The 20103-nt window shown below is 74.5% G+C and carries 9 protein-coding genes; 8 read left to right on the top strand and 1 reads right to left on the bottom strand.

Annotation, left to right across the window (positions count from 1 at the left end):
• Nucleotides 1–125 precede the first annotated feature (125 nt).
• The 8 genes from ACWDVW_RS11115 (at nucleotide 126) to ACWDVW_RS11150 (ending at nucleotide 7866) form a co-directional block, all read left to right on the top strand.
• Nucleotides 126–689, top strand: coding sequence for an amino acid synthesis family protein (locus ACWDVW_RS11115; RefSeq protein WP_199489138.1), 564 nt, complete (start codon nucleotides 126–128; stop codon nucleotides 687–689).
• A 29-nt stretch (nucleotides 690–718) separates the two neighbouring features.
• Entirely contained in the window at nucleotides 719–2080 is a 1362-nt protein-coding gene (locus ACWDVW_RS11120) for an aminotransferase class III-fold pyridoxal phosphate-dependent enzyme (RefSeq protein WP_449946876.1), read from the top strand.
• 45 nt (nucleotides 2081–2125) lie between these two features.
• Entirely contained in the window at nucleotides 2126–3541 is a 1416-nt protein-coding gene (gene hydA, locus ACWDVW_RS11125) for a dihydropyrimidinase (protein WP_449946878.1), read from the top strand.
• 42 nt (nucleotides 3542–3583) lie between these two features.
• Complete coding sequence (locus ACWDVW_RS11130; RefSeq protein ID WP_449946880.1) at nucleotides 3584–4591, top strand: LLM class flavin-dependent oxidoreductase; 1008 nt, start codon at nucleotides 3584–3586, stop codon at nucleotides 4589–4591.
• A gap of 4 nt (nucleotides 4592–4595) precedes the next feature.
• Nucleotides 4596–5291 (top strand): NADPH-dependent F420 reductase, encoded by a 696-nt coding sequence (gene npdG / locus ACWDVW_RS11135; RefSeq protein WP_449946882.1) that lies wholly within the window; start codon nucleotides 4596–4598, stop codon nucleotides 5289–5291.
• On the top strand, nucleotides 5288–6118 hold the full coding sequence (locus tag ACWDVW_RS11140; RefSeq protein WP_131053162.1) for a nitrilase-related carbon-nitrogen hydrolase: 831 nt from the start codon (nucleotides 5288–5290) through the stop codon (nucleotides 6116–6118). The genes npdG and ACWDVW_RS11140 overlap by 4 nt, the downstream gene beginning before the upstream one ends.
• Nucleotides 6115–6813 (top strand): 2-phospho-L-lactate guanylyltransferase, encoded by a 699-nt coding sequence (gene cofC, locus ACWDVW_RS11145; RefSeq protein WP_449946885.1) that lies wholly within the window; start codon nucleotides 6115–6117, stop codon nucleotides 6811–6813. Before ACWDVW_RS11140 ends, cofC begins: the two co-directional genes overlap by 4 nt.
• 69 nt (nucleotides 6814–6882) lie before the next feature.
• Complete coding sequence (locus tag ACWDVW_RS11150) at nucleotides 6883–7866, top strand: DMT family transporter (protein ID WP_449946887.1); 984 nt, start codon at nucleotides 6883–6885, stop codon at nucleotides 7864–7866.
• Here ACWDVW_RS11150 and ACWDVW_RS11155 read toward each other — a convergent pair.
• On the bottom strand, nucleotides 7812–19997 hold the full coding sequence (locus ACWDVW_RS11155; protein WP_449946889.1) for an amino acid adenylation domain-containing protein: 12186 nt from the start codon (nucleotides 19995–19997) through the stop codon (nucleotides 7812–7814). The two genes, ACWDVW_RS11150 and ACWDVW_RS11155, sit on opposite strands and share 55 nt — an antisense overlap.
• Nucleotides 19998–20103 lie beyond the last annotated feature (106 nt).

Below are 20103 nucleotides of genomic sequence, written 5' to 3' on the forward strand. Positions count from 1 at the left end.
CGTGGACGGCGACAGGTGAACCTCGCCGGATAGCCGGATACGTCCCTGGGGGCTATTGACTCGCTCCCTCTGCAACGCCAGGATATGAACCAATGGTTCATCCAATGAACCACTAAGGAGTGATCGTGAGCATCCGGGTTCGCAAGCTGATCCGTCACCTCGAAGAGACGCGGCTGGAGAACGGCAGAGCGGTGCAGCCGGTGCACCGGGTCGCCTTCGCCGGCGTGGTCATCGAGAATCCCTACCCCAGCGAGTACGTGCAGGACCTGGTCACCCTCGCCGACGAGATCGGTCAGGAGATCGGCGAACTGGTCGGCCCCGCCTGCGTCGAGCTGCTCGGCGCCGAGGTCGAGGCGTTCGGCAAGGCCGCGCTCGTCGGCATCGACGGTGAGGTCGAGCACGGCTCGGCGCTGATCCACAACCTGCGCTTCGGCAACGTGTTCCGCACCGCAGCCGGCGGCACCGAACTGCTGCCCGCCGCCGAGAAGGTCGGCGTGCCCGGCAGCCCGATCGACATCCCGCTCAAGCACAAGCTGGACTCCAAGACCCGCTCGCACCACCAGACGGTGACCCTCCAGGTGGCCGACGTGCCCCGACCCCGGGAGATCCTCGTGGTCTGCGCCGCGTCGAACACCGGACGCCCGCTGGCCCGCCTCGCCGCCTTCGGCGCCGAGCTCAAGAGCAACTGACCCAGCGCTCGACGGGACGGAGCCAGCCGATGACCATCACCGACACCGACACCACCACCTGGACCAGCGAGCGCCTCAAGCAGATCGACAAGGAGTACGTCATCCACTCCTGGTCGGTGCAGGGTGCGCTCGACCCCATCCCCGTGGCCGGCGGATCCGGTTCGTGGTTCTGGGACTACGACGGCCGCCGGTACCTCGACTTCCAGTCCCAACTGGTCAACCTGAACCTGGGCCACCAGCACCCCCGACTGGTCGAGGCGATCCGCGCCCAGGCCGAACAGCTCTGCTACATCGGACCCGGCTTCGCCGAGCGGTCCCGCGCGGAACTGGCCGAGATGATGGCCGGGCTCACCCCCGGTGACCTCAAGATGAGCTTCTTCACCACCGGCGGCGCGGCGGCCAACGAGAACGCCGTCCGGCTGGCCCGGCACGTCACCGGCCGACAGAAGGTCATCGCGCGGTACCGCTCGTACCACGGCGCCACGGCGGGCGCTATGTCGCTGACCGGCGACCCGCGTCGCTGGGCGGCCGAGCCGGGGATGAGCGGTGTGGTGCGGATGCTCGACCCGTACACCTACCGCTGCCCGGCCGGGCACCCCGACCCGTGCCCGGTCTGCTCCGGCGGCCCGCACCTGGAGGAGATCCTCCGCTACGAGAACCCGGAGACCGTCGCCGCCGTGATCGTCGAGCCGGTCACCGGCACGAACGGGCTGCTCTACCCGCCGGACGGTTACCTGCGCTCGCTGCGGGAGGTCTGCGACCGGTACGGCATCCTGCTCATCTTCGACGAGGTGATGGCGGGGTTCGGGCGTACCGGCGAGTGGTTCGCCTGCGACCACTGGGACGTGGTGCCGGACATCCTCACCACGGCCAAGGGGCTGAACTCCGGGTACGTGCCGCTCGGCGCGATGACGGTCTCCACCCGGATCTCCGAGTGGCTGCGGGACAACATGTTCTGGGGCGGCCTGACGTACGCCGGGCACCCGCTCGCCTGCGCCTCCGGCGTGGCGTCCCTGCGGATCATGCAGGACGAGGGCGTGGTGGAGAACGCCCGGGCGATGGGGGAGCGGCTCGGTGCCGGTCTGGCCACGCTGGCGGAACGCCACCCGAGCATCGGCGAGATCCGGGGCCGGGGGTTGTTCTACGGCGTGGAGCTGGTCCGCGACCGCGACACCCGGGAACCCCTCGTGCCGTTCAACGCCAAGGGACCGGCCGCCGCGCCGGTCGGCCGGCTGCTCAAGGCCGCGATGCAGCGGGGCGTCTACCTGACCGCCAACTTCAACGTGCTGCGGCTGACCCCGCCCCTGGTCATCAACGCCGAGGAGATCGACCTGGCGCTCGGCGTCCTGGACGAGGTGCTCGACCTCGCCGACGAGCACTACCAGAACTGAGCGACGGCGGCGGGTGACGGACCCGCCGGGGAGAGGAGAGGCACGATGCCGACGACGCTGATCACCAACGGCACGGTCGTCAACGCCGACGCCGCGGTCCGCGCCGACGTGCTGGTACGCGACGGCCGGATCGTCGCCCTCGGCACCGGCACGGACTGGACCGCCGACCACGTGGTGGACGCGACGGGCAAGCTGGTCATGCCCGGTGGCATCGACGCGCACACCCACTTGGAGTACCCGGTCGACGGCTTCAGCACCCATACCGCCGACGACTTCCACAGCGGAACGGTCTCGGCGGCGTGCGGCGGCACCACCACGGTCATCGACTTCGTCAAGAAGGAACCCGACCGGACGCTGTACGACACGTACCTGCGGCGGCGGGACACGGCGGCGGCCAAGGCCGTGGTGGACGTCGGCCTGCACGCCATCGTCCCGCCCCGCGCCGCCCAGCCGGACGTCCTCGACGACCTGCGCCGGCTGGTCGGCGAGGGCGCGACGAGCTGGAAGTTCTTCATGGCCTACCCGGGCCAGATGGTCGACGACGACGAGCTGCTCGACGGCTTCGAACTGGCCCGCGACCTCGACGTGCTGCCGATGGTGCACGCCGAGAACGGGCACATGGTGGCCCGCGAGGTGCGGCGTCTGGTGGACAGCGGCCGGACCGCCGAGAACTTCCACATGCGGGCGCACGGGCACGACTCCGAGGCCGAGGCGGTGCACCGCGCCGTCGTGCTCGCCGAGAGCATCGGCACACCGCTGTACGTGGTGCACGTCTCCAGCGCGGAGGCGGCCGACGAGATCAGCCGGGCCCGGTCCGCCGGGTCACGGGTCTACGGCGAGACCTGCCCGCAGTACCTCGTGGTGGCCTACGAGGACTACGCCGACCTGGGGGAGCGGGCCGCCGCGTACGTCTGCTCCCCGCCGATCCGGGAACGCAGCAACCAGGACGGCCTCTGGCGGATGCTCGCCACCGGCGCCCTGTCCACCGTCGCCACCGACCACGCCGGCTTCTGCCTGCACCAACCCGAGGACCTGCCGCCGCAGAAGCTGCGCAGCCCCGGCTACTTCCCGAAGGTGCCCAACGGGGTCCCCGGCGTCGAGGACCGACTGATGGTCCTCTGGCAGTCCGGCGTGGTGAGCGGGGTGATCGACCCGTGCCGCTTCGTGGACCTGGTCGCCGCCCGACCGGCCAAGCTGTTCGGCCTGTTCCCCCGCAAGGGCGTCGTCGCGGTCGGGGCGGACGCCGACCTGGTGATCTGGGACCCGGCCGCCGACCACGTGATCACGGCGGCGGGCTCGCACACGCGCACCGACTACAACATCTACGAGGGCATGCGCGTGACCGGTCGACCCGTGCACGTCTTCTCCCGGGGCGCGCACCTGGTCGACCCGGACGGCCTGCGGATCGACACCCCCGGCCGGGGTGCCTTCCTGACCCGCGACGCGCCGCGTCTCCTCTGACCCACCGAATCCCCTGCACCACGTACGAGCGGAGCTGGACAGATGACACTTCCCCTGGGTATCCACGTCGGTGAGCGACTCAGCCTGGAACAGACCTACTGGCAGGCCGAGTTCGCCGACCAGAACGGGTTCGAGTCCGTCTGGGTCGCCGAGGGACGACTCGCCCGCGACGGCATCGTCCCGGCGGCGATCATCGCGAGCAAGACGCGGAACGTGAAGATCGGCACCGGTGTGGTCAACAACAAGAGCCGCAACGCGGCCCTGATGGCGGTCACCTTCAAGACGCTGGACGAGGTCGCGCCGGGCCGGGCCATCCTGGGCATCGGCGCCTGGTGGGAGCCGCTGGCGACCAAGGTCGGCCAGCCGCTGTCCAAGCCGCTCAAGTCGATGCGCGAGTACATCGGCGTGCTCCAGGCGTTCTTCCGCAACGAGGTCGTCAACTTCGACGGCGAGTTCGTGCAGATGCAGGACGTGCGCTTCGACAGCATGTACCGGGAGAACAAGCCGGTCGACATCCCGATCTACATCGGCGCGGTCGGTCCCCGGATGCTCGAACTCGCCGGGGAGATCAGCGACGGCGTGCACATGGACTTCCTGCTCCCGCCGTCGTACATGGTGGGTGCCCGGGAGGCGATCGGCCGTGGCCTGGCCAAGCGGACCGACGGCCGCGACGCCATCGACCTGACCCAGATCGTCTCGTGCAGCGTCAACGACGACGACCCGCAGGAGGCCATCGACGCCTGCAAGGCGTTCCTCACCCTCTATCTGTGCCAGCAGCCGCACATCGCGGAGCACTGCGGGGTGGATCGGGAACTCGTCGACCGCTTGCAGGAGATCGCCGGCTGGCCCGCCACGCCCGAGGACATCAAGCGGGCGATGCACCTGGTCCCCAACAGCCTGGTGCAGAACGTCACCGCCTGCGGCACCACCGACGACGCCTTCCAGAAGCTCCAGGCGTACCAGGAGGCGGGCGTGCGCTGCCCGATCATCTCCACGCTCGGTGACAAGGAGCAGACCCTCACCCGGCTCGCCCAGGCCGCGAAGGCGTGACCCGGTGAGCACCCACCCCTCCTGCCGCGTCGCCGTGATCGGCGGCACCGGCCCGCAGGGCCGTGGGCTGGGCTACCGCCTGGCCCGCGCCGGACACCGGGTCGTCCTCGGCTCCCGCGACGCCGGACGCGCCGAGGCCGCCGCCGAGGAGTTGTCCCGCCAGGTCGGCGCCGCGCGCGTCACCGGCGCCACCAACCTCGCGGCGGCGACCGACGCCGACGTCGTCCTGCTCGCCGTGCCCTACGACGGGCACGCCGACCTGGTCACCGGACTGGCCCCGGCACTTGCCGACACGCTGGTGGTGAGCTGCGTCAACCCGCTCGGCTTCGACCGCCACGGCCCGTACGGCGTCGCCGTGCTGGCCGGCAGCGCCGCCGAGGAGGCCGCCGCGCTGGTCCCGTCGGCCACCGTGGTCGGCGCGTTCCACCATCTGGCCGCCCCCCTCCTGCTCGACCCGGACGCCGACCTGAGCCACGAGGACGTCCTGGTCTGCGGGGACGACGTCGCCGCCAAGGAGCGGGTGATGGCCCTCGCCGTCGACGTGACCGGTGGCCGTGCCCTCGACGCCGGCCGGTTGCGGCTGGCCCGCCAACTGGAACCCCTGACCGCAGTCCTGATCAGCGTCAACAAGCGGTACAAGACCCGTTCGGGGCTGGCTCTGACCGGCCTCGCCCCGGCGGTCGGAAAGGTCCCCGCGTGAAACTCGCCGCCCTGCAACTCCGCGCCACCGACGACCGGACCGAGACGATCGGCCGTGCCGCCGACCTGATCGACGCCGCCGCCGACCAGGGCACCCGCATCCTGCTGCTGCCGGAACTGTTCGCGGTGCCGTTCGTCCAGCCCGAACCCGACCTGGACTACTTCCGGTACGCCGAGGGCCTCGACGGTCCGTCGAACCGCATGGCGGCCGAGCGGTCGAAGCGGCACCGGATGACGGTCGTCTCGTCGATCTTCGAGGCGGGCCAGGTCCCCGGCGTCTATCACAACACCGCCTGCACCTACGTCGACGGTGAACTGAAGTCGGTGTACCGCAAGTCGCACCTGCCGTTCTCCAACGGCTTCCCGGAGAAGTTCTACTTCCAGCCGGGCGGCACCGAGCCCGACGTGGTGCAGACCGGCGAGACCGGGGTCGGCACCATCATCTGCTACGAGCGGCACTTCCCCGAACTGAGCCGCGTGGTGGCCCTGCGCGGCGGGTCGGTGCTCTGCGTACCCGTCGCCTCGGCGAGCGCGCCGATGCGCGAGGTGTTCCAGTTGGAGCTGCGCGCGCACGCCGTGTTCAACGGCCTCTTCGTGATCTGCGCGAACCGGGTCGGCACCGAGGGCACCAAGGAGTACTTCGGGCTGAGCGCGGTCTACGGCCCCAACGGCGACGTCCTCGCCCAGGCCGCCGACGACCGCGACGACATCGCCGTCGCCGAGGTCGACCTGGACCTGGTGGACCTGTCCCGTCGCCGTCGCCCGTTCCTGCGCGACCGCCGACCCGAGCTGTACGGCCGGTTGACCCGGATGGAGCCGGAGACGTGACACCCGGCTCGTGGGTGGTGGTCGTACCCGCCAAGTCCTTCGCGGCGGCCAAGACCCGGTGTGTGGGGCTGACCGCCGCCGACCGTGCCGCGCTGGCCCGGGCGATGCTGACCGACGTGCTCGGTGGGCTGACCTGGGCCCGGCGGGTCCGCGCCGTGGTCGTCGCCACCACCGACCCGGAGGTCACCGCCACGGCGTTGGCCTGCGGCGCCGTGGTCGCCGGCCGGATCGGCCCGCCCGAGTTGAACCGGGAGGTCGACGCGGCGCTGCGGCTCGCCGGCGAGGCGTACGGCGACGCGCGCCTGGCCGTGGTGATGGCCGATCTCGCCGCGGCCCGACCGGCGGAGTTCGACGCGGCGCTGGCGGCCGCCGAATCGTACCCACGGGCCGTCGTCCCGGACGCCGACGGCACCGGCACCACCCTGCTGGCGCTGACCGAGGCCGCCGACTTCCGTCCCCACCTCGGGCCCGGCTCGCGTCGCCGCTTCCTCGCCGACGGCTTCCACGACCTGCCGGTGCTCGCCCCCGGGCTGCGCCGGGACGTGGACACCGTGGCCCACCTGCTGGACCTGCGGGCCGGTCACCTCGGGGCCGGCACCCGCGCGTGGGCCGCGACACCGCCGTCCGTCGGTCCGCCTCGCGTCACCCGGCCCGTTCGTGCGGCCCACCCGCACGCCGTCCGGCACCCGGCCTGAGGTCACCTCGGCCCGGACGGTCGAGAATGGTTCACTGATCATGAGGTCGGCACCCACCGGGAGGACACGATGAGCCCGCTCACCAGCCGGGCCACCGGCGATCGCACCTGGCTGGTCGCCGTGGCCGCCAGTCTCTGGGGCTTCTCCAGCCTGCTCCGCGAACCGCTGGCCCGCGAGCTTCCCGCGTTGAGCGTGGTGCTGGCCGAACACGTGGTCCTGGTGCTGCTGGTGTCACCCTGGCTGATCCCGGCCGTACGCGCGCTGGCCCGGTCCTCGGTGCGGACGAAGCTGGCCGTGTTGGTGATCGGCGCCGGCTCCTCGGCACTGGCCACCACGCTCTTCACCGCCGCCTTCCGCCTGGGCGACCCGATCACCCCGCAGGTGTTGCAGAAGCTCCAGCCGGTGCTCGCCCTGGTCCTGGCCGCCATGCTGCTGGGGGAGCGGGTCGGCCCCCGGTTCCCGCTGTTCGCGGTGCCCGCGCTGGTCGGCGCCTGGCTGCTGGCCTTCCCCGATCCACTGTCGGCGCAGCCGCGCGGCCTGGCCGCCGCCGGACTCGCGCTCGGCGCGGCGGCGCTCTGGGCGGCCGGGACCGTCCTCGGCCGGATGGTCAGCGCCGAACTCTCCTTCCTGCACGTCACCACGCTGCGGTTCAGCGTCGGCCTGGTCGCGTTGGCCACCTTCGCGGCGGCGACCGGCACCCCGGTCAGCGTGCCGATCGAGCTGGTGCCCCGGCTGGTGCTGCTCGCCGCCATCCCCGGCCTGCTCGCGCTGATGCTCTACTACCACGCCCTGCGCCGGACGCCCGCGTCCAACGCGACCCTCGCCGAACTGGCCTTCCCGCTGACCGCCGCCCTGGTCGGGCTCACCCTGCTCGACGGGCGACTCGGCACCAGCCAGTGGGTCGGCCTGACGCTGGTGCTGGCCTCGGTGGTCCTGCTCGCGCTGCACGAGAACCGCAGCTCCCGGCCGGCGGTGCGGCACCCGCAGCAGCGGGTGCCTCAGGTGGCGGGCACCTCCGGCAGCGCCGCCGGGAGGTCCGGCTCGACGCGGTGACGCAGCAGGTGCAGTGGCCCGGCGGTGATCCCCGCCCCGGCCAGCGCCGCCGCGTACGCCGCCGCCGTCGACTCGTCCACCAGACCGTGCACCAGCGGCAGGGTGGGCGTACCGGCGCGCAACAGCGACTCCAGCTGGCAGGAGGCGATGGTGCCGGGCAACCCGAGCGCCGCCGCGTGACCGGCGACCGCCGCCGACGGCAGGTCCACCGGGACGGTACGGCTGGTCGGTCCGACGTGCAGCAGCCCGCCGCCGACCACCAGCACGTCGCGGTCCCGCCGCATCCGGGCCAGCGCCCGGGTGGGATCCAGCGCGTGCGGGAAGGAGTCGTCCACCACGATCGTGCCGGGGCGCAGCCGGTCGACGTCCAGCGGTTCGGTGGCCGCGCTGGTGGCACCGATGATCAGGTCGGCGGCGTACGCGGGGTCGGGCACCGCCGGGGTGGTGGGGCAGATCTCGACGGCGGCGGTGAGTCCGTCGGCGCGCAGGCGCTCCACCTGGTCGGCCAGCCGGGGCGCGGTCGCCGGCAGGTCGCAGAGCAGCAGCCGCGCCGGTGGACGGGGTGCGCGGGCCAGCAGCAGCCGCAGTGAGGAGAACCCGATCGAGCCGAGACCGACCACGGCGACGGTCCGCCCGGCCAGGCTCCGCCCGGCTGCGGTCAGGGCCGCCTCGACGGTGAGGACCACCGAGACGACCGTGGCCGCGTGACCCGTGGTGACCGCCGTGGCGGTCCGGGTGTGCCGCAGCACCCCGACGCCGTACCCGGTGTGGGCGGGGATCAGGCCGGCGAGGGAGACACAGGTCGCCCCGAGGCCGGCGGCGAGGTCGACGGCTGCGGCGGCCTCGGTGGCGAGCCGGTCCCCGGCGGCGGTCAACTCGTCGGCGAAGCGCGGCAGGCAGACGAAGCCGGAGGTGCCCAGCGGAGTGGACAACTCCTCCAACAGCCGGGGTCGACCACCGGGGAAGAGCAGCTCACGAAGCTGTTCCCGGGGCAGGCTCCCGACCGGCAGACCGGCGATCACGGCGAGCTGCGCGGGGGAGGGCAGGTACCCGACGATGGCGGCGCTCAGCGCGGCCGACGTCCCGGCGCGCGTCGTCGATCGGTCGACCGTCGCCACGCCCGTGTGTGGCTGAGTCGGCGCGGCCACGCCCGCGTGCGGCTCGGTCGGTTCTGCGGTCGGCTCGGTCGCCGCCGTGCTCAGGTCGGTGCGGAGCCGGTCGGCGAGGTGGTCCAGGTCGGCGGCGCTCACCGCCGTGCGGGAGCCGCGCAGGGTGACCCGCAGGCCGTCGGCGACCGGCCGGGCGGTCAGGAACAGGTCGGTGCCCAGCGGCGGCGGGGCGAGTTCGGTGTCCTCGTCCCACGAGAGGTCGAGCCGGTCCGGTCCGGCCGTCCCCGTCGGCGGGGCGGCGGGTCGGAGCGCGTCGAAGTCCAGGAAACTGAAGAAGAACTGGGCGCCGGTCGGTGCGCCGTCGGGCCGTCCGGCGGGTACGGCCGCCGCGATCGACGGCGGGTCGGCGTGCTGCCGGGCGGCGCTGACCTCGGCCGCGACCCGGGCCAGGTGAATCGGGAAGGGCTCGGTGCCGGCCAGGCGCAGCGGCAGCATCGCCGCACACGGACCGAAGATCCGGTGCAGGTCCGGCAGCGGGTGGTCGCGTCCGGTCACGGCCAGCCCGAGGACCAGGTCGTCCTGGCCGGTGAGTCGGGCCAGCACCCGGTGGTACGCGGTCAGCACCGGCGCGTACAGGCTGGTCGACGCCTCGGCGGCCAGCCGGCGCAGTCCCGCCACCACCGTGGCGTCCAGCGTGAACGCGCGGACCGGGGCGCCCGTGTCGGTGGTGCCGTCGTCCGGCCGGTCGGTGTCCGCACGCAGCACCGGCGGCCGGTACGCCGACCCGAACCGCTGCGACCACCAGGCGTACGCCTGCGGGTCCGGTGCGGCGGCGGCCCGCTCCGACAGCAGCCGGGCGTAGTCCCGGAAACCTGCCCGCAGCGGCGTCAGCGGATCGGCCGCCCCGTCGGCGTGGTAGGCGGCCAGCAACTCGTGGCCCAGCAGCGCGGCACTGTAGCCGTCACCGATCAGGTGGTGCGCGTGCACCAGCAGGACGTGGTCGTCCGGCGCGACCCGCAGCAGGCGCAGCCGCAGCAGGGGCCAGGCCCACGGCTCGAACCGTCGACGACGTTCCTCGGCCACCCGGGCGGCTAGGTCGGCCGGGCCGGTCGTGTTCTCGTACGCCACCGGCAGCCGCATCGCGACGGGCAGTTCCTGTTGCACCGGTGGCCGGGCACCGGCCGGGAAGACGGTCCGCAGCATCGGGTGCCGGGCGACCAGCACGTCCACCGCACGCTGGAAGGCGTCCCGGCGCAGCGGACCGCGCAACCGCAGCCGGGCCAGCCAGGCGGTGCCGGCGCCGGGCGTGACGGCGTCGGCGAGCAGGAAGCCACGCTGCGCGGCGGTCACCGGAAACGGCGCGGTGGCGTCCGACTGCGGTCCGCTGTCGGCGTTAGCCGGACCCGCTGGGACGTCGGCGTCCACGGTGGCCCGACCGCCGGTGTGCGGGTCTGGCTCGTCGCGGCTCGTCGCACTGGCGTCGAGCGCGGCGGCCAGGGCGGCCGGGGTCCGGTGCTCGTAGATGAGCGTCGGGCTCGCCGTGACCGCGCGGCGCTCCTGGAGCTGGGCGAAGACCTCGAGGGCCAGGATGGAGTCGCCGCCGAGGGCGAAGAAGTCGTCGTCCGGGCCGACCACTGGCAGGTCGAGCAGACCGGCCCAGATGCGGGCCAGCTCCGCTTCGACATCGGCCGGACCGGTGCTGCCGGTTGCTGCTGCGCGGCGGTCCGTCGGGGCGGTGGCGCGGGCCGGGGCCGCCGCGTCGGCCTCCGGCGGGGTGAGGCCATCGGCGTCCGCCCGAGCGGGTGCGTGAGGGTCGGCGGTCGGTGCGGGTGCCCGGTTGGCGGCGGCCAGTGCCGACAGCGATTCGCGGTCGACCTTGCCGGTGGCGGTCAGCGGCAGGCTGTCCAGCAGGTGCAGACGCGCGGGCACCATGTGCGCCGGCAGGTGAGCGGCCAGGTGGGCACGCAGCGCAGCCGTGGTCGGGGTGGTCTGCGGTGCGGGCAGCACGAAGGCGTGCAGTCGGGGATGCGGATCGGCCCGGTGCAGCACGGTCGCGGAGGCGACCTCCGGATGGGTACGCAGCACCGCCTCGATCTCGCCGGGCTCCACCCGGTGACCATGGATCTTGATCTGGTCGTCGAGGCGGCCCAGGAACTCCAGGGCACCGTCCGGCGCGAGCCGACCCCGGTCGCCGCTGCGATAGAACCGCTCGCCGTCGTGGTCCACGAACGCCGCCTCGGTCAGCTCCGGCTCGCCGAGGTAGCCGGTGGTGAGGCCGACGCCGCCGAGGTACAGCTCGCCGGCCACGCCGGGCGGGCAGACCCGACCGTCCGGGTCGACGACGCGGACCACCGCCCCGCCGACCGGGCGGCCGATCGGCAGCCGACGGACCGTGTCGTCGGGCCGGGCGTCGATCAGGTGCCAGGTGGCGTTGATGGTGGCCTCGGTCGGGCCGTACAGGTTGGTGATCCGGGCGTCGCCGAACAGGTCGAACCAGCGCCGGACCGCCACCGGCGACAACTCCTCGCCGCCCACGTGCACCCACCGCAACGCGGCCAGGTCGGGTGCCTCGCCGTGGCGGCGTACGTGCTCCTCGGCGGCGCGCAGGATCCGTTCCCACAGGGTGGGGACCGAGCTCCACACCGTGATCCGGTCCGCCGCGATTCGGGACAGCAGCACCTGCGGATCGCGGAGCTGGGCGCGGGTGAAGGTGACCACGGTGGCACCGACCAGCAGCGGGGCCAGGATCTGCCGGACCGAGGCGTCGAAGCAGCTCGACGCCGTCTGGGCGAGCCGGTCCCCGGGCCGGTAACCGAAGGTGGCCACGGCCCAGTCGAGATAGGTACGCATCGACCGGTGGCTGACCGGTACGCCCTTGGGCCGCCCGGTCGATCCCGATGTGAAGATCACGTACGCGGTCTGGTCCGGCGTCGCCTCGGGCACCGACGGGACGTCGAGCGTGGCGTCGGCGGTGCCCGGGTCGAAGGAGACCGGTCGTGCGGCAGCGTCGAGGCGGGCCGCGACGGCGGCCGATTCGTCGTCGTGCAGCAGCACTCCGGCTCCGGCCCGGACCAGGTGGTCGGCGAGGCGGGCCGGCGGGTGGGCCGCGTCCAGCGGCACCCAGGCGGCACCGGCCCGCAGGATGCCGACCACTCCGACCACGGTCTGCGGACCGGGCGCGGTGAGCAGGCCGACCCGGTCGCCGGGGCGTACCCCGTGCCGGGCGAGCAGTGCGGCCACCCGGTCGGCGTCGCGGTCCAGCGTCCGGTAGGTCAGGGTCCGCTCGCCGGTCGTCACCGCCACCGCGTCCGGGGTGCGTCGGCAGACCGCCCGGATCCGGGCGGTCACGTCGTCGCCGTCGACCGGCTGCCGCTCGACCCGGTCGGCGGGGGCGGACCGCTGCCCGGCCGGACCGGCGGCCAAGCGGTGCGCCACGGCCCGGCCGGCTTCGGTGGACCGCTGCCCGACGGGGGCGGCGTCCACGGCGGTCGCCGCCCGCTCCTTGGTGGACAGTGGCGGTCGGCCGGTGGCGATCGCGACGAGGTCGTCCCGGTGCTCGGCGGCGAGCCGGGCCACGGTCGCCGGGGTGAACAGGCGGCCCGGGAAGTTCCAGGACAGGCCGAGGCCGTCGCCGGACTCCCAGCAGAGCAGGCTCAACCGGGTGGCGGCGGAGCCGGAACCGGCCGCCGTGGGCCGCACGGCGACGGGACAGTCCGGGTCGAGGGTGACCGGGAACCGGGCGAAACTGAACCCGGCCGGACTGACGGTACGCGGCCCGGCGCCGGGACGGTCGAGCAGTCGGGCCAGGTCGAGGCTGGTCACCGAGCCGTGCCGCTGCGCCGCCGACCAGGCCACCCGGAGCCGGTCGGCGAGCTGTCCGACCGGCTCGTCGGGGTCCACGTCGAGGACCAGGGGCAGGGTGTCGGCGAACGGCCCGACGATCCGGTCGATGTCGGCCAGCCGGGCGTCCCGACCGGCCCGCGCCACCGTCACCGGCACGCGTCGCTGCCCACCCCAGCGGGCCAGGCAGCGCAGGTACCCGGCCAACAGCAGGTGGAACAGCGACACACCGGCTGCGGCGGCCCGGTCCCGCAACGCCGCCACCAGCTCCGGCTCCAGCTCACTCTGCATGGTCAGCAGGGGCGGGCCGGGGCGCGCGTCCGGGTCACCGTCGAACGGCAGCCGCAGCGTCGTGCCGTCGGCCAGCAGGTCCCGCCAGTACGCCAGGTCCTCCGGCGCGGGCCCGGCCACCTGCCGCGCGTACGTGTCGAACCCGGGAGCCGGCGGTCGGGCCACCGGCGTACGGCCGTGGGCCAGGGCGGTGTAGTCGGCCCACAGTTCCTCGCTGAGCAGGTTCAGGCTGAACCCGTCCCCGGCGGCGTGGTGCAGCACCAGCATCAGGTGGGCCCGGTCGGGTGCCTCCCGGACCAGGACCGCTCGCAGCGGCGGCTGCCGGGTCAGGTCGACCGGGGTGTTGCACAGCCGCTCCCGGACCTCGGCGAGCGGCTCGGTGAGCGACCGCACCGCGTACCAGTCCGGGGCCGGAGCCGGGTGGGCCGGCACGGGCGGGACCACCTGGCGAGGCGTACCCGGACCGGGCGTGAACCGCACCCGCAGCATCGGGTGGCGCGCCTCCAGGCGGGCCAGCGCCTGCCCGAGCAGTCCGGCGTCCAGGGGACCGGTGACGGTCTGCTGGACGAAGGCGAAGCTGGCCACGGTGGGGTGGAGCCGTTCGTTGACGTGGAAGGCCCGCTGCACGGCGGTCAGCGGGAACGGCTCGCCCTCGACCGGCGTCCGCTCCCTGGCCGCCGACGTACGCGTCACCGGCGGAACCGCCTCGGCGGCGCGTACCCCGGTGAGGTGGGCGGCCAGGTCGGCGACGGTGGTGTACTCGAAGAACAGCGTGACCGGTAGCTCCCGGCCGAGTTCCTCCTCCAGCCGCTTGACCAGGTCCACCGCGGCCAGCGAGTCCAGGCCGAGGGCGAGGAACGAGGTGTCGTCGGCGATCTCGTCGGGCTGCCGGTGCAGCGGTTCGGCGAGCAGCCGCCGCAGCAGCCGGGCCACCTCGTCCCGACCCGGTCCACCGTCCACACCGTCCGGTCTGCGCGGCAGGTCGACGGTGGTGGTCTCGGCAGCGACGGTAGCGACGGCGGCCCCGGCCGGGACGGTGACCGCCGGGGCGTTGGCCGTCGGCGCGGTGATCGAACGCTCCTGCGAGGATGCGACGACGACGTGCGCGGCGTCGACACGACGGGCGAGCGTCAGGGCGCGCAGCGCCTCGTCGACCGGCATCCCCCCGCCGACACCGCCGGTCCGGGCGGCCATGCCGGCGTCGCTGATCGCGGCGAAGCCGACCGCCTGGACGCGCCGGCCAGCGGCCCGGTGCGCGGAGGCGAACGCGTCGAGGAACCGGTTGGCGGCGGCGTAGTCGCCGATCGCGCCGGCCAGCCCGGGCCGCACCGCGCTGACCGACGAGAACCCGACCAGGGCGGCCCGATCGTGACCGTGTCGCCGCAGCGCCTCGGCGAGCAGGTGGGTGCCGCGTACCTTCGGGCCCAGCACGGCGAGCACGTCCTGGACGGACTTGGCGCGCAGGGTGCCGACCCGGACGATGCCGGCGGCGTGGAACACGGTGTCCACCCGGGGTGCGGCGGCGAGCAGGGCGTCCACGTCGGCGGCCACGGTCACGTCACACCGGTGGTAGGTCGCCGTCGCGCCCAGCGCGGTCAGTTCGGCCAGCAACGCTGCCGGTGCGTGGTCCGACCGACCGGCCAGCAGCAGGGTCGGTTGCTCCCGGCGGGCCAGGGACCGGGCCAACTCCGCGCCCACACCACCGGCACCACCGACGATCAGGTGCACGGCCCCCGCCGCGACGGGTCCGCCACCGGCAGGGTCGCCGGTCCGGTCGCCCGCCGACGGCACCGGGTAGCGGAACCGGCCCGCGTCCGACGTCACCGGATCGAGGAACCGGCCCAGCCGGCGTCCGCCGCGCCAGGCCACCCCGGTCGCCGCGTACGGGTCGGGTGAGGTGTGCCCGTCGGCGACTGCCGGGTCTGCGGCGACGGCGGACACCTCGTGCCGGACGGCGTCGACCCGGGCTGTCGTACCGTCCGAGGAGGACAGGTCCACGGTCTGCACGAGCAGGCCGGGACGCTCGTCGGCGAGCGCGGCGGCCAGTCCGGCCAGCACCGCCTGCACCGGCCGCCCACGCTCCTCGGTTGCGCCGGTGACGTGCACGTCCTCGGTGACCACCAGCAGCCGGCCCGGCCGGTCGATCCCCTCGTCGATCAGGGCGCGGACGGCGCGTACCTGGGCGGTGACGGCGGCGTCGAGCGCGGCCACGTCCGGTGTGTCGACCGCCGCCCCGGCCAGCAGCACGGTGATGTCGCCGTCCGCACCGGCCGCCGGGCCGGTGTGGACCTCGATCCCGTCGGCGGTGAGCGCGGCGGCCAGGTCGTCGGCGAACGGACCCCCCACCCCCGGGCCGCGCAGCCACACCCGCCGGGCCGGTACGCCGACCGCCGCCGGCACCTCCCGCCAGGCCACGACGTGCAGCGGTACGGCGTGCGCCGCCCCCGGTGGCGGAAAGGCGCGACGAGCGAACGGGTAGGTCGGCACCGGCACCCGCTGCCGCCCGCCGTACAGGGCGGGCCGGTCGAGCGGACCACCCCGGGCCCAGAGCCGCCCAGCCGTGGCCAGCAGCGACGCGGCACCGCTGGGCACCGCACCGGTCGGCTCGTACTGCACCGCGATCATCCGGACCAGGGCCCTGGTGGGTTCGTCGTCGCCCCGGCCGCCGCTGTGGTGCGTCGCCTCCGCTGCGCCGGTCCCGGCCGCCGTCAGCTCGGCGGTGCCGTCGGCGACGCCCAACTCGACCACGGTGTCGTACCCGTCGTCGTGGAGCCGCCGCCACGCCGCGCGCAGCTCCGCTCCGCTCGCGGTGTCGGTGGCCCACCGGACCGGCTCCGGTGGGTCCCACCGCCCGGCCGCCGCGCTGAACACCGGGACGCCCCGCAGCGCCGCGAGGGCGTACCCGTCGTCGTCCCGGTCGGCGTCACCGTTTTGGACGTGGGCCGGGTCGGCGAGCGCGACGGCACGCCGGACCGCGTCGGCGACGCCCAGCCCGCCCCCGGTGGCGGCTGCCGCCAGCTCACCGACCCCGTGTCCGAGCAGCGCGTCGGGCCGCACCCCCCAGGCGGCGAGCTGTCCGGCCAGGGCCAGGGCCACCACCACGCGTACCGGGGCGGTGACCCGCCGATCCGACCGGTCCGGCTCGTCGTCCAGGCACCAGGACAGCAACGGCCGTCCCGCCACCGGCCCGGCGGCGGCGCAGGCCCCGGTCAGCAGGTCACGGAAGACCGGGAGCCGGTCGTGCAGGTCGCGGACCGCAGGTGCGGCCGGCGATCCGTCGCCCGGGAAGACGAAGACGATCCGGGGCCGGCGGCGGACCGGATCGTCCCGGTACGCGGTCGCGGCAGCCGCCAACCGATCGGCCAGCCCGGTGCCGTCGGTGACGAGCGCCAACCGGTACGGCGCGTCGTCCCGGGCCGTCCCGGCGCTGGCGACCACGTCGGCCACGTCCAGGTCGCCCCGGTCGCGCAGGTGCCCCGCGAGGTCGTGGGCACTGCGCCGCAGCGCGGACGCCGACCGCGCGGTGAGCGTCACCAGGTGCGCGCCGGTGCCGGCCGGCGGCGGTACGGGCTCGCGGGGCGGTGCCTCGCGCAGCACGGCGTGGGCGTTGGTGCCGCCGAAGCCGAACGCGTTCACGCCGGCGACCAGCGGTCCGGGTGCGGTCCACGGGCGTGCCTCGGTGACCACCGTGAAGCCGGCGGCGTCCAGGTCGTACCGGGTGGACGGTCGGACGTGGTGCAGCGACGGCGGCAACTGCCGGTGCCGCAGGGCCAGCACCACCTTCAGCAGCGCCGGCATGCCGGCGGAGTTGAGCAGGTGTCCCAGGTTGGTCTTGACCGACCCCAACCAGCGGGGCGTGCCATCGGGGCGGCGCGGATACGCGGCGGCCAGCGACCGCGCCTCCACCGGATCACCGAGGCCGGTGCCGGTGCCGTGCGCCTCGACGTACGAGACGGCGGCCGGGTCGAGCCCGGCGTCCGCGTACGCGCGCGCGATGACCTCCCACTGCCGCTGCGGATTCGGGGCGAGCAGGCTCAGCGACCGGCCGTCGTTACCCACGGCGGTGCCGGCGACCAGCGCCAACACCGGGTCCCCGGCGGCGTACGCGTCGTCGGGGCGGCACAGGACGAGCGCCGCGCCGCCCTCGCCGGGCACGAAGCCGTCGGCGTCGGCGTCGAAGGCGCGACACCGCCCGGTCGGCGACAGCGCCTCGGCGGCGTCCAGCAGCCGGTAGGCGGTCTCGGTGAGATTGAGGTTCACCCCGCCGACCACCGCGATGTCGCACTCGCCGGTGGCCAGGCTGCGCGCGGCCAGGTGTAGTGCGACCAGCGCCGAGGAACAGGCCGTGTCCACCACGATCGCCGGACCGACCAGGTCCAGCGCCTGCGACAGCCGGGCCGCCACGAGGTTGCGCAGGTTGCCGACCAGCGCCGCCGGTGCGGTGACCGGACCGGCGGCGGCCAGCAGCTCCGGGAAGGCGCTCTCACCGACGGCGGCGAAGACCCCGACCCGGCGGCCCTGCCGACGCGGCCCGGCGTACCCGGCGCGTTCGAGCGCCTCGTACCCGATCTCCAGGAACAGTCGGGCGTGCGGATCGGTGAGCCGGGCCTCCTCGTCGGAGAGCCCGAAGAAGTCCGCGTCGAGCTGCATCGGATCGTCCAGGAAGGACCCCCAGCGGGGCCGACCGTCCTGCGGCGTCCACCGGTGCTCCGGGACCGGCCGCACCGCGTCGACGCCGTCGACGAGCCCGCGCCAGAACTCGTCGGGGTCGTCGGCACCCGGGAAGCGGCAGGCCATCCCGATGACCGCGAGCGGCGTCGCGCCGGAGCGGACGTCCTGCGACGCCGGGGCGCGCCCGTCGGGCGGTGCCGGTCGGGTCGTGGGCGGCCCGGCCAGGATGCGGTCGGTCAGCGTGGCGACGGTGGGGCAGTCCCGCAGGTCCGCCGGATCGAACGTGGTGCCGAGGGCGTCCTCCAGCCCGGCCAGCACCTCCATCGCCTTGAGCGACGAACCGCCGATGGCCAGGAACCGGTCGTCGGCCGCGATGGTGTCGGCGGGCCGGTCCAGGACCCGGGCCCAGACCGCCCGGACGACCTGCTCGACCCGTCGCCGGGACAGCGGCCCCGAATCGCCCGACGGCCGCGCCTCCGACTGCCGTGTCGGTTGCGTGTTCGCGGGTGCCCCCGGAGGTGTGTCGCCGGACGCGGACGTCCCCGGCAGGCTGGTCGCCGCCGGGTGCCAGCGGCGTTCCCGGTCGGCGAAGTCGCCGGCCAGGTAGCGTTCGCGCATCCGTCGCCGCCGCAGCTTGCCGCTGGTGGTCCGGGCGAACGCGCCGGGCGGCAGCGGCAGCACCCGTACGTCGTCGTGCCCGGCCGCCTCGGCGACCCGGGCCCGCGTGGCGTCGAGCACCACGGCCGCCCCGGCCGGCGGTCGCGCCCAGGCCACGAACACCACGATCCGCTCGCCGCCGGTGTCCGGGTCGGTGCAGCCGACCACCGCCGTCACCGTGGCCGGCAACCCGACGGTCGCGGCGGCCACCGCCTCCAGGTCGGGAGCGTGGAACGTCCGACCGTTGACGAAGATCACGTCCTTCGCGCGGCCGGTCACGCAGAGCCGACCGGCGCGCTGGAAACCCAGGTCACCGGTGTGCAGCCAACCGTCCACGAAGGTCTCCCGGCTGGCCTGCGGGTCCCGGTGGTAGCCGCGCGCCACGTTCGGGCCGCGTACCTCGATCAGGCCCACCCGGCCCTCGGGCAGCAGCCGGTGCCGCTCGTCGACGACGCGGACCTCACAGCCGGGCACCGGGTGCCCCAGGTCCATCAGCTCCACGGCGTCCGGGCCCGGCCCGGTGGTCACCGCGCGGCCCTGGCTCAGCGCGGCCCGGTCCAGCACCAGCGGCACGGCGACCTCTCCGGGCGGCGGGAAGGTCACCGCGAGGGTCGCCTCCGCCAGGCCGTACACCGGTCGCAGGGCGGACGGGGCGAGCCCGGCCGGGCGGACGTGCGCCAGGAAGGCCCGCCACACGGTGGGGGAGATGGGCTCCGCGCCCACCACCACGCACCGGACCCGGCTCAGGTTCAGCGTGGCGAGGAGGTCCGCCGGGACCCGGCGGACGGCCAGGGCCAGCGCGAAGTTCGCCGCCGACAGCAGGGTCGCGCGGTGCCGGTGGGCGGCGGTGAACCACAGCGCCGGGCGCTTGGCGAACGCCATCGGGGGTACGCGGACCTGGGTGCACCCGATGGCGAGCGGGGTCAGGTGGGTGCCGATCAACCCCATGTCGTGGAAGTACGGCATCCAGGTGACCAGGACGTCGTCCGGCCCGGCGCCACTGGCCAGCCGGGACTGATCCACATTGGCCAGCACGTTGGCGTGGGTCAACTCCACCCCGCGCGGCGTGCCGGTGCTGCCGGAGGAGAACTGGAGGAACGCCACGTCGGTCGGGTCGGCCGCGAACAGCTCCTCCGGTGGGGTGCCGGTCCGCAGGTCGGCCAGCCGCAGCACCGGGCCGTCCAGCCCGTCGGCGATCGCGTCGGTGGCGTCGTCCACCACGGTCACCGCGTCGGTGAGCAACTCGCGGACGGCGCGTACCCGGGTCGGCTCGGGTGGCAGCGGCACCGGGACCAGCCCGGCGGCGAGCGCCCCCCAGAACAGCGGCTGGAAGTCGTCCCCGGCGTCGGCGACCAGGATCACCGGAGTGCCCGGGGCCACGCCGGCGGCCCGGTAGCCGCCCGCCACCCGCAGCGCCTCGTCCCGCAACTCTCGGACGGTCACGGTGCGTTCGGTGCCGTCCTCGCGCACGTGCACGATGACCTGCTCGGGTCTGCGATCCGCGGCCTGGAGGAGGATGTCGAGCAGTGCCCGTCGGTCGCCGGGTCCGGCCGCTGTCTGCACGCGACGATGCTAGTGGGCATGATCGACAACCCGGCCGGCGGTCGGCGGGATGCCCGACATCTGGCACGCGACACGCCCGGCACAGCATCTGGTGTTGTCATCTTCG

Source organism: Micromonospora sp. NPDC003241, assembly GCF_053589795.1.